Origin of the sequence: Marinobacter sp. DS40M6 (assembly GCF_028581595.1) — a bacterium.
In the GTDB taxonomy this organism is placed as follows: Bacteria; Pseudomonadota; Gammaproteobacteria; order Pseudomonadales; family Oleiphilaceae; genus Marinobacter; species Marinobacter salarius.
The window spans coordinates 12,667-24,014 of the sequence record NZ_JAFCAE010000002.1; the positions used below are offsets into that span (position 1 = coordinate 12,667).

An 11,348-nucleotide genomic window follows, 5' to 3' on the forward strand; every position below is an offset into this window, starting at 1 on the left:
GATCATAGGTCGTAGCGAATCGTCAGCATTGCGGTGCGGCCAGCGGCTATGTAAGCACTTCCATCAAAGCGCTGCGCCGTGGCGTATTCTCTGTCCAGCACGTTGTCGACCGTCAGATTGGTGGTCCAATGGCTGTCGATTTCCCACTTTGCCCGCAGGTCCCAAGTGACAAAGCCGGCAATGCGCTCTTCATTCTCTGCGTCGTCGTAGCGATACCCCTGGCCCTTAACGGTGGTTCCCAACGACACTCGGCCGAAGTCCCGATCCAGATCCACCCGGAACTGTTTCGCGCTACGGCGACGAATTCGATTGTCGGTCTCACGGTCGCGGGGGTCGGTTACCGAGGCCCCAGCCTGCACGGTCCATTCGTCCAATTCCAGGCCAGCACTCAGCTCAACCCCCCTGATGCGTGCTTCGTTAACATTGAATGGTGCGAACCGACCGTCCCTAAAGACAAATACAATCAGATCATCAGCGTCTGTCTGATAGATCGCGGCATCCCAGAACCAACGGGCGTAATTTCCGCCAATACCAAGCTCCACGCTACCTGCGGTTTCCGGTTGAAGATCCGCATTGCCGAAGTTCGGGAAGTAGAGGTCATTGAACGTGGGCGCCCGGAAAGATGTGCTGTAGCTCACCCTTACTCTATGGTTGCGATCCATATCGACACCCATGGCGATCGCACCGGTTTCCTCACGACCAAAAGCCTCGTTATCGTCGGCGCGCAAACTCAACTGAAAGTCCGTCGGACCAAAATTCAAAAGGGCCTGACCAAAAACAGCGGCGTTGGTGCGGCTGGTTTCGTCAAAGTCGGTGGTGCTGTCTACCTCATCCATCAAGAGTTCACCGCCCAAGATGTACTCATGGCGGCCGATGCTGATCTGGTTCTCCCAACGGGCACTGCGGGTTTTGGTGTCGAAGGTGCTGTCACCAAATTCGTCCCGTGTATCCTGCTCATCAATGGATTCGGCTAACAGGATACGGCTCCGCCAATAGTCGCTGATCGGCGCGTCCAGACGAACACCAACGGTTTGGATAGCAAAATCTGTATCACCGCCCTCGAACTCGGTATTGCCCTGGGCACGCATGAGGACAACGCCGGCTTCCCCACCGGAGTCGAACTGGTGAGCAACGGACGCCAGGGCTGAGGTGTTACGAAAGCCCTTGTCTTCGCCCCCTTCAACAATGGCCGTGCCGTCAGTTTCCAGATGGCTTGCGCTCAGGCTGTATGTCATCCGGCCTTCAGTACCGGCCGTCCCGGCCACATACTCCTGGGTATTGAAGTTGCCACCGCCGGCCTGAACCCATCCCTCGCGGCCCTTTTCGGCGCTGTGGGTAAAGGCCTGGATAACGCCGCCCACGGCATCGGCTCCGTACAGGTTACTGCGGGAACCCCGAACAATTTCTACCCTTTCCACCATTTGCGGCGGGAAATACTGCCAGGCAGCACTACCACTGGTGGCCGAGCGCAAACGAATGCCGTCCACCAGGAAAACCGTGGATTCGCTGCCGGTACCCCGGGTGTAGACACTGGTGTTCTTACCGAACGAGCCGTTGCTGGTGATATCAATGCCGGGTTGGCCCATCAGCAGCTCGTCGAACGTTTGAGGTTGCAAGCGTTCAATCGCCTCTTCATCGATCACCGTGACCGATGAGTCACTTTCGCCCCGGGTCTTCGGACCAAGCGTGGCCGTCACGACAATGGGGTCAAGTGCCGAGACCATTACCTCTTCGTCGGCTAGCGCACTGGAAACTGGGAGGAACACAAGGGGGAGGCCGGAAAACAGGACCGGCAAAGACTTCGGACAACTCATAATCAACACTCGCTGGCAAACCACGCGCACCCGCGTGATGGTTATTGTGTTGCGGAGTTTGAGTATGAGATTGGGGAGGCAGGATACGAGTCAAAGTACGGGTGTGAGACCGACGCAACTCTCCCACCGCCGTCGCCCTCCGCAACTTCCGGTGTGCATTCAGGCCGGTCTCCGGGCTTGCGAGTGGATCAGCCTGTTGGACTGGTCCGGGGCAATCACCTTCCCATGCATGATGCACAGTGGCTTTTTCGATTGCCTTTAGCTCGCTTACCGTTGCGGGGGCAGCGTCGGACTTTAACCGACTTCCCGTTTTACGCTTTCCGGCGGGGATACCGCAAAAAAGCGTTACCTGAACACGGTGTTCATCGAATCGGGCGCCAAACTAGCAGCCCTTATGTGCTAAATCAATACAGACGGCTTAAATACAGTGCCTGCTCTAACCGCGTCCATTCCGGTTCTGAGCCGGGCAATCCAAACCGCAGTGCAGCAGGATTCTCGAACCCCCGCACGAGGATTCCCCGCCGTGCGAGTTCGCCTGCAATGTCCGCCGCCCGGCCATGCCGAACGTATCTAAAAAGCGCCGTTCCAGTAGCGCCTTCAAAGCCGTGCCGCGACAAGCAGTCCGCCAACCGCTGGCTTTCACTGTGCAGCCGCTCCATCGTCGCCGCCTGCCACTGGGTGTCCGCCAGCGCCTGGCCCATGATAAATCGCGCAGGGCCACTGATTGACCAGGGCCCGATCACTGCGCTCAATCGGCGAACAATATCCGGGTCTCCCACCGCAGCTCCGGCCCGCAGGCCCGCCAGGCCGAAAAACTTACCCAGGGATCTCATGACGATAAGACCGGGTCTGTCGGTCGCATACCCGACACTGAGTTCCGGAGTGGCATCGACGAACGCCTCGTCTACAATCAGCCACCCACCACGACGTTGAAGCCGCTGATGCCAGTTCAGCAACCGGTCCGGATCAACAACCTGGCCAGTGGGATTATTTGGATTGATCCACACCAGCACGTCCAGCTCGTCCAGCCAGCTTTCATTATCATCCTCTAGCTGATCATTGCCAATCTCGATCACCCGATGACCGGCAGCAGCCCAGTTATGACCATGCTCCTGGTACCCCGGAGAGGGCACACCTACCCGGCACGGCTTTCGTAAACGGGGCAAGTGCATGATTGCCGCCTGGCTACCAGCCAGGGCCATACATGCGGCGCCATCCGGTGCACCTACCCATTGCCTGATGAGTTGCTCCAGGCCATCGTCAGGGTCCGGCAGGCGGCGCCAGACCTCTTCCGGGATCGCCGGAACCGGCCACCCACTCGGATTGATACCGGTGGACAGGTCCAGCCATTGATCCAGAGGGATGCCCCACGTCTTCGCGGCGGCCCGTAGCCGGCCACCATGTTCCAGCGGCGACAAATTCACGCTTCAATACCCTGGTCTCGGGCCAGCATTATTTTCCCGGCACCCAAAGCACATCGTCCTTACCCTGGTTGTTGGCGTGTCTGGCAAGGACGAACAGCAAATCAGACAGCCGATTCATGTATTCCAGAACCAACGGGCTGATGTCCTGCTCTTCCTGTAGCTGAGCAATGATGCGCTCAGCACGCCGCGTTACCGTGCGGGCATGGTGGAGATGCGTAGCCGCAGCATTGCCTGCGGGCAGGATAAAGGAGCGAAGCGACGGAATATCCGCGTTGAACCGGTCGATCTCCTGCTCAAGCTCAACGGTCTTGCCCTCGGCGAGCCTCAGTGGCGGGTACTTCGGGTTCTCCACGATCGGGGTACACAGATCCGCCCCGACATCAAACAGGTCGTTCTGGATGCGTGCCAGTATCACGTCCAGTTCGTCGTCCACATGCAGCCGCGCGAGACCAATCACTGCGTTGGCCTCATCCACCGTACCGTAGGCTTCCACACGCAGGTCATGCTTGGCGACGCGGCTGCCGTCGCCAAGACCGGTATCGCCCTTGTCTCCGGTTTTCGTATAGATCTTGGTGAGCCTGACCATTCATGTCTCCCGTGAACCGGTTCTGTCAGTATTCAAAGCCGGTCAGATTACAGGTTTTTCGCGATAGGTTCCCCATATCCCTTTCAGGGTTTCAACAATATCGCCCATCGAGGCGCCCTCTTTCACCAGTTCGATGGTGATGGGCATGAGATTGGCCGATTCGTCCTCGGCCTGCTCTTTCAGTTGCTTGAGCATGCCTTGAACTTTCTCCTCGTCGCGATTGTCCTTGACCCTATTCAGGCGTTCAATCTGCCGGCGTTCGGTTTCCGGATCGTGGGGATGGGTTTCGATTTCAACATCCTCTTCGTCCTGCACGAACATGTTGACGCCGATAACCGGACGCTCACCGCTGGCCTTGCGCAGCGCGAAATCGTAGGCGGAATCGGAGATGCCCCTCTGGAAGTAGCCGTCGTCGATGCACTGCAGCGTGCCACCGAGCTCTTCCACTTCGTCGAGAATCTTCCAGACTTCCTTCTCGATCTCATCGGTAAGATTCTCGACATAGTAGGAACCGCCCAATGGGTCCACCACCTGGGTGATGTTGGTCTCGTAGGCGATGATCTGCTGGGTTCGCAGGGCAATACGCATCGCCTCTTCCGTTGGAATGGCGAACGCTTCATCCATGCCGTTGGTGTGCAGGGATTGGGCGCCACCCAGTACCGCAGACAGTGCCTGAAGCGCGGTACGGATCGGGTTGATGGTGTATTGCGGCTTGGTCAGGGTGGCCGCGGCAGTCTGGGCGTGAAAACGAAGCCGGCTGGCCTCGGGTTTGGTGGCGTTGAATTTTTCGCGCATGATCTTGGCATAGACCCGCCGGGCTGCGCGGAACTTGGCAATTTCCTCGAAGAAGTCGGCCTGGCTGACGAAGAAAAAGGACAGGCGCGGCCCGAACTCATTCACATCCACACCCGCATCGATGGCGGTCCTGACATACTCCATGGTGGTTGCCATGGTGTACGCCACTTCCTGGACCGCTGTCGAACCGGCTTCAGAAATGTGATACCCGGAGATATTGATAGGGTTGTACCGCCTCATGTTTTCGGAGCCGTACTGGATGCAGTCCCGCACCAGGCGAACCGACGGCCGAACCGGAAATATCCACTCTTTCTGGGCAATGTATTCCTTGAGAATGTCGTTCTGGATGGTGCCCGACAGGTCATTGAGATCGTATCCCCGTTTCTGCGCCAGGGCGATGTACATGGCGTAGAGAATCCAGGCTGACGGATTGATGGTCATGGATACCGAGATCTTGGTCAGATCAATATCGTCGAACAACTCCTCCATGTCGGCAAGGGTGTCGATGGCAACGCCTTCGCGGCCTACCTCACCCTGGCTCATGGCATGGCTGGAGTCGTAACCCATCAGCGTCGGCATATCGAAGTCGATGGACAGACCGGTCTGGCCCTGGGCGATCAGGTACTTGAAGCGACCATTGGTTTCCCTCGCTGTACCAAAGCCGGCAATCTGGCGCATGGTCCAGTTCCTGCCCCGGTACATGGTGGGGTATGGCCCCCGCGTAAACGGATATTGCCCAGGAAAACCAATATCCTCAAAGGGCGTATTCTTCAGGTCCAGTGGCGTGTAGGTACGTTTCGTCGGCATTCCCGAGGCGGTGGTGTATTCCGTCTTGCTCTCCGGCGCCCGCTTGATAAAGGACGACACCTCGTTCTGTTCCCACTGGTCGAACTCTTTTTCCATGTTCTTGAGTGCAGCGGGGTCATACTGGTCAGTGCGCTTCATGAATGGTCTCCTTCATGGCTTTTAACAAGGTTACTGCGGCTCCATGGGGGTCCAGTTCGCGCTGGGTAACCTTCTTGAGCAGCTCTTCGGTCTGCGACCTGCTGTCACGTGCAAAATTATCCCGGACAATCTCTTCAGCAACCTTTACCACCCGGGTTAATGCAATCTGGTGCCGCCGCTGGGTGATTTCGCCGCTTTTTTCCAGGTGCTCAGCGTGACGATCAATGGCGGCCATCAGGTCGTCAAAACCGGTATGCTTTTCGGAACTGGTAGGCACCACGGGCACCCGCCAGATTCCCTCGCCCGGCTCCAGGCTCATCATCAGCATGGCCTTGAGTTCCTGAATGGTTTTGTTGGAGTCCGGCCGGTCCGCCTTGCTCACCACATGGACATCGGCGATCTCCAGAACGCCGGCCTTGATGGCCTGGATGTCGTCGCCCAGCCCGGGCGCGTTGACGACCACGGTCGTGTGGGCGGCACGGACAATATCGACCTCGTCCTGCCCCACCCCGACCGTCTCGATCAGGACCACGTCAAAGCCGCCTGCATCCAGAAGATCAACCGCATCCAGGGCTGGCCTGGCGAGGCCGCCCAGGGTTCCCCGGGTGGCCATGCTGCGGATGAAAACGCCGGGGTCGGACACCAGGTCGCCCATGCGGATACGGTCACCGAGGATCGCACCGCCGGAGTACGGGCTGGACGGGTCAATAGCAACAACGCCGACCTTGCGGCCGCTGGCCCGGTACTCATGGACCAGTTGCGTGACAAGGGTGGACTTCCCGGCTCCTGGCACACCGGTAATGCCCACCACATGGGCGTTGCCGGTGCTTTTGTAAAGCTCGGCCAGGGCTTCGCGCACCTCAGCATCACCGCCGCTTTCAACGCGGGTAATAAGTCTGGCGATGGCGCGAAGATGCCCTTCCCGCACACGTTCAGCGAGCTTCATCGAGGGTATGCGGTTAATCATTTAACCTCCTCGCTTCTGGTTGAGGCTCTGGTAAAGATCGCGGTCGTCAACCACACGCTGGGCTTTGAAGTCCGTGCGAGGAAAGGTCTCGGGGTCAACCATGACGACCCGTGCGCGCACGCCCAGTACCCGGCTAAGTTCAGCCTCTGCTTTCTCACCGAGAGATCTGATCGCATCCGGGCCCCTGCCTGCGACCTCCTGATCAAACTCCGCTTTGACAGCCAGCTCATCCATAGAGCCACCCCGTGAAATGATGATCCGGTGCTCGCCACCATAACCAGCCAGGCCTTCCAGAACTTCCGCAATGGCGCTGGGATACACGTTTTCACCGCGGATCTGGAACATGTCGTCAATCCGGCCGTAGATGCCTTTGGGCAGCCTGGGATAGGTGCGACCACAGGGATTGTCTTCCATCACCCAATGGGTCAGATCGCCGGAAACCATCCGGATCATCGGCTGGGACGTTCTCTCGAGATGGGTGTAGATCGGCGTTCCCTGATCGCCGTATGGCACCCGGCGATGGGTGTTGGGATCAGCCACTTCGGTGTAGACAATGTCCTGCCAAAGCAGCATGCCCTCGGTGTCTGCGCTACCGGAGGCATGCATCCAGGGGGTCAACTCTGCCATCGTTCCGCAGTCAACTACCTTGGCACCGTAGATCTGCTGAATCTTGTCGCGGATGGACGGAATAGAGCCGCCCGGTTCACCGGAGAAGAACAGCACCTTGATGCCGAATTCTCTCGGGTCTACCCCTTCCTCGCGGGCCACTTCCGCCAGCCTTAACGCGTAAGACGGCGTTGAATACAGCCCGGCTGGCTTCATCATTCCGAGCCAGGTTACCGCTCGCGCAGTCATCCCGGGCGCACCAGCGCCGAAGGGGAAGGCTTTGCAACCCAGTCTTTCAGCCCCGATCAACGCCCCCCATGACCCCATGTAGAGGCTCAGGATCGCCGCCACAAATACCGTATCACCGGGGCGCAACCCCATCCCCCACATGATCCGGGCATGGTTGTTGGCAATGGTTTCCCAGTCACGCCTGGAAATGCCAAAAGCGGTGGGTCGGCCGGTGGTACCAGAAGTGCCGTGAATATGATGGATGTCGCTTTCGGGACAGCAGAGGTAATCCCCGAAAGGTGGATTTTTCGCCTGGGAATCGCGCAGTTCCTGCTTGGTGACGACGGGCACTTCCTCGAAGTCTGCGAGGGTACGGATGTCATTGGCCTTTATACCGGCCTCATCCCATTTGCGCTGGTAAAATGGCGAGTGGTCGTAGGCATAGGCCATCACCTCGCGGATGCGCGCAACAATCAACTCATCGCGTTTTTCCGGGTCCATCGTCTCCCGGTCCCGGAACCAGTAGGGACTGTTCGTATCCGGAAAATAGTCGTTGCGATAACTGGGGGGAAAATTCCACTCTTCCATCGGAGACTCCTGATATTGTTATTGGTTGTCGTCTGAGGAAATCTGCGGCCACGGCCCTGACTATCGGGCACCTCGATCTGCGACCATTTGCCGGAACGAATCGATGATTTCTTGCGGAGGAGTGTCCTGAAGAAGAATCTTGTGGACGCCCATCTGGTAGAGTTCTTTGACATCGTCGTCGGGGATGACACCGCCACCGGCAACGATCATGTCTTCAGCTTCCTTGTCTTTCAGAAGCTCCAGTACCTTGGGGAAAATGTGCATGTGCGCACCGGACAGCAGGCTGATGCCGAGGATGTCCACGTCTTCCTGAATGGCAGCGTCCACGACTTCTTCAGGCGTGCGATGCAGTCCGGTATAGACCACATCCATGCCGGCATCACGCAGAGCACGAGCGACCACTTTAATGCCGCGATCGTGACCATCCAGACCGATTTTTGCCAACATTACCCGAATCACAGCTGCATTTTTGTCATTGTTTTGCATCGCGTTCTCCTTGGATTAACTAATCGTGCTCCCGCTTCTTTTCAGGGGTTCACGGCAGACTTGAATCTCTTTCTGAAGCCATTTTGATGCGGTTTCCACATGCTCTCTGGCAAGTGTTTCAGCAGTCCGTGCATCACCGGCCAATACCGCGTTCAGTATTGCCTCGTGCTCTTCCCAGATCTGTTTCTGGTTTTTCTCGACAATGAGAATGTCACTCATGACGCGCCTTACGTGGTTCCAGTGCGCCTCCATTGAGTCAAGGATGAAAGTGTTACCCGCCAGCTCGTAGATGAAGCCATGAAAGCGCATGTCAGCATCGATCAGAGCGGGGAGATCATGTGCTTTCCCTGCCGCGAAACCTTCGGCAATGATGTCCTCACCTCGCTTTCGCGCCCCGGCATCCACTCGCTGGGCGGCAAGCCCGGCACTCACCAGATCGATCCCACACCGGAATTCGTACAGCTGCGCCACAAAACTCTCATCAAGCACCGACACCATCAGGCCCCGACGCCCTACCGCTGACAGAAACCCGTCATCACGCAGACGCTGCATAGCCTGGCTTACCGGCAACCGCGAGACATCAAGTCTCTCGGCCAGCGTCTCTTGTGTGACCCGCTCACCCGGCTTAAGCAAACCTTCAACGATCGCATTGACCACAGAGTCATAAATCAACTCCGGCAGGTTTTTTTCGGTTTGAATTTTTTTCATTGATCGCACCCCACGACGCAACTCCTTTTTGTCGTTTGCATACAGTATTCACCATGTAATACCTGATCGATTTACAAGCATATTAGACCTTTGTCTAACACTTGAGCATTCAGGGACACATAAAACGTCAGCGGGCCCAAGAAATGGGCCCGCTGATAAACGCGAAAAAAAGAGGAGAACTCGAAAGGAGGGGGTCAGGAGACGCTGGTCAGCGTTTCGGCGGCGGCTCCAGCAAATCAATACCGGCGTCGTAAACCGCATTGAGGAAATCCACCAGAACGACCGCAGACAGGCCCCATATCTGATAGCGTTCCCAGCGATAACAGGGGACATAGAAGGTATTGTTGAGGAAGTTGAGCGGATCTGTGCGTTCTCGATTGTCGTTCAGGAAAAACTCAACGGGCACCCGGAAAATACTATCGATTTCCGCAGGATTGGCTTGAAGAGGGTGATCGCCGGGTATCACCCCTACGTAAGGCGTTACGAGAATCTGATGCAGCGACATGACCTGGCTCAGCGGCGCAATCAGTTCCACCTGGTCTGGTGGCAGCCCGATTTCCTCGTGGGTCTCGCGCAGCGCGGTATCGGCCAGGGAATGGTCTTCCGGATCGCGCCGCCCGCCTGGGAAAGACACCTGCCCCCGGTGGGTACTCAGGTTTTCCGACCTCAGGGTAAACACGATTTCAGGGTTTCCGTGGTCATTGGTGACCGGGACGAGTACGGCTGCTTCGGGGTAATCCAATGTCAACAAACGGGGTACATAGCCTGACAGGCGTTTGGTGAGAAGATCGCGCAAAACACGGCTCCGTTAAGACTTCTGACTGTTGAATGAGACACCGGCAGCGCAGATAGTTACACTTGCTACCAACACACATTTGTCCAGTATATGGTGAAACAGATGAAATACTGCAGCACATGCGGCCATCCTGTCGAACAGCGCATCCCCCAAGGCGACAATCGCCACCGCTACGTGTGCATCAGTTGTGAAACCATACATTACCAGAATCCCCGCATCGTCGCCGGTACGGTTCCCGTCTGGAAAGGGCGGGTTCTGCTATGCCGCCGCGCTATCGAGCCCCGCTATGGTTACTGGACGCTGCCTGCAGGGTTTATGGAAAACTCGGAAACCACCCTCGAAGCGGCCACCAGGGAAACCCGGGAAGAGGCGCTTGCAGAAGTGACGGTGGACAATCTCTACACCATCATTCATGTGCCACACATTGATCAGGTACACATGTTCTATCGCGCCACCCTCACCAGCGAAGACTTCGGGGCCGGCGAAGAGTCGCTGGAAACCCAGCTGTTTGCGCTGGAAGACATTCCCTGGGATGAGCTGTCGTTCCCCACTGTCCGTCGCACCCTTGAGCTCTATGTGGAAGACGTTCGCAATGAGCACTTCCCAGTGCATGTGGACGACATTCGGTACCGGATGGGGCCTCGTGCCTAAATATCCACGCCTGGCCGCCGCTACAGCGCTTCCATACGAAACACCTCGTAGGCGGGCTCTTCATAGGGATGCGCCTGTTTCAACGCTCGAAGTGCCGCCTGAATAAGGTCGTCCTTGCACACCAGCTCAACGCGGAATTCGTCCACACGCTCAATTTCCCCTGCCTGGCCCAAAAAAGGCTGGCTGCCATCCAGCGGACGAAACTGCCCCTGACCTTTACATTGCCAGGCACAGCAATCGTAATCTCCAATACGCCCGGCACCCACTTCAAAAAGGGCGCTTTTGGTCGTTTCAAGATGACTCTCAGGCACGAAATAACACATCTTGTACATTCGTCAGATCCTCCCTTGAACACCGTTGTGTCAGAACAGAATCGGGCCATTCCGACACTCTTCCAACGGATAATTTTTGTACAGATTAAGCATTTAGCTACTTACCCACAGAATCTGTGGATAACTCTGGGGAAAGTTTTGGGGAACATGCCCCCATCCCCCGGAATTACTGCACTTTTGTTAAATTGGCGACAAATTCACCTACTTAATTAAGTTCTTATATTTCATATAGTTATAGTTGTCGAACAAAAAATGAACCTAAACCCAGTGCTTTGTGCACATTGCACACAGCATGGCACCAGGAATGTGCATAAACCGTTTGAGTCAAGGGGATTTTCGCACTTATAAACAAAAATTTCCCTTGAAAATTCTTGAAAACTCCCGTCGCCAGAAACAAAAAAGCCGGCCCTGGATGAGTCACC

General features: G+C 56.7%; 11 protein-coding genes and 1 riboswitch. Of the genes, 1 reads left to right on the forward strand and 10 read right to left on the reverse strand.

Annotated elements, in window-relative coordinates:
- Positions 1-2: 2 nt before the first annotated feature.
- The 9 genes from JJO78_RS04110 to JJO78_RS04150 form a co-directional block, all read right to left on the reverse strand.
- Positions 3-1,724 carry a TonB-dependent receptor plug domain-containing protein gene (locus JJO78_RS04110; protein WP_226909885.1) on the reverse strand — a complete coding sequence of 574 codons (1,722 nt, stop codon included), beginning with the start codon at positions 1,722-1,724 and terminating at the stop codon, positions 3-5.
- A 245-nt stretch (positions 1,725-1,969) separates the two neighbouring features.
- A riboswitch (cobalamin riboswitch) is annotated at positions 1,970-2,171 on the reverse strand.
- 47 nt (positions 2,172-2,218) lie between these two features.
- Positions 2,219-3,238 carry a threonine-phosphate decarboxylase CobD gene (cobD, locus tag JJO78_RS04115; RefSeq protein ID WP_127400907.1) on the reverse strand — a complete coding sequence of 340 codons (1,020 nt, stop codon included), beginning with the start codon at positions 3,236-3,238 and terminating at the stop codon, positions 2,219-2,221.
- 28 nt (positions 3,239-3,266) lie between these two features.
- Complete coding sequence (locus tag JJO78_RS04120) at positions 3,267-3,824, reverse strand: cob(I)yrinic acid a,c-diamide adenosyltransferase (protein ID WP_127400905.1); 558 nt, start codon at positions 3,822-3,824, stop codon at positions 3,267-3,269.
- Positions 3,825-3,866: 42 nt separating this feature from the next.
- Positions 3,867-5,564 (reverse strand): methylmalonyl-CoA mutase family protein, encoded by a 1,698-nt coding sequence (locus tag JJO78_RS04125; protein ID WP_273622851.1) that lies wholly within the window; start codon positions 5,562-5,564, stop codon positions 3,867-3,869.
- Entirely contained in the window at positions 5,551-6,531 is a 981-nt protein-coding gene (gene meaB / locus JJO78_RS04130) for a methylmalonyl Co-A mutase-associated GTPase MeaB (protein ID WP_083637141.1), read from the reverse strand. Before meaB ends, JJO78_RS04125 begins: the two co-directional genes overlap by 14 nt.
- A complete protein-coding gene (locus JJO78_RS04135) occupies positions 6,532-7,953 on the reverse strand; it encodes a phenylacetate--CoA ligase family protein (protein WP_036206496.1) in 1,422 nt (473 codons plus the stop codon).
- Between the two features lie 60 nt (positions 7,954-8,013).
- The gene (locus JJO78_RS04140; RefSeq protein ID WP_007151650.1) at positions 8,014-8,439 is read right to left on the reverse strand and encodes a cobalamin B12-binding domain-containing protein; all 426 of its coding nucleotides are present in this window, start codon (positions 8,437-8,439) and stop codon (positions 8,014-8,016) included.
- A 15-nt stretch (positions 8,440-8,454) separates the two neighbouring features.
- Positions 8,455-9,147, reverse strand: a complete 693-nt coding sequence (locus JJO78_RS04145; protein ID WP_036206493.1) for a GntR family transcriptional regulator — start codon at positions 9,145-9,147, stop codon at positions 8,455-8,457.
- A gap of 208 nt (positions 9,148-9,355) precedes the next feature.
- Positions 9,356-9,943 carry an NUDIX hydrolase gene (locus tag JJO78_RS04150; protein WP_273622856.1) on the reverse strand — a complete coding sequence of 196 codons (588 nt, stop codon included), beginning with the start codon at positions 9,941-9,943 and terminating at the stop codon, positions 9,356-9,358.
- A gap of 102 nt (positions 9,944-10,045) precedes the next feature.
- On the opposite strand from JJO78_RS04150, the gene JJO78_RS04155 reads away from it, so the two are divergent.
- Positions 10,046-10,594: an NUDIX hydrolase gene (locus JJO78_RS04155; RefSeq protein WP_036206490.1), complete on the forward strand. Its 549-nt coding sequence runs from the start codon at positions 10,046-10,048 to the stop codon at positions 10,592-10,594.
- Between the two features lie 20 nt (positions 10,595-10,614).
- Here JJO78_RS04155 and JJO78_RS04160 read toward each other — a convergent pair whose 3' ends face one another.
- Complete coding sequence (locus tag JJO78_RS04160) at positions 10,615-10,926, reverse strand: Nif3-like dinuclear metal center hexameric protein (protein ID WP_036206488.1); 312 nt, start codon at positions 10,924-10,926, stop codon at positions 10,615-10,617.
- Positions 10,927-11,348: the final 422 nt, after the last annotated feature.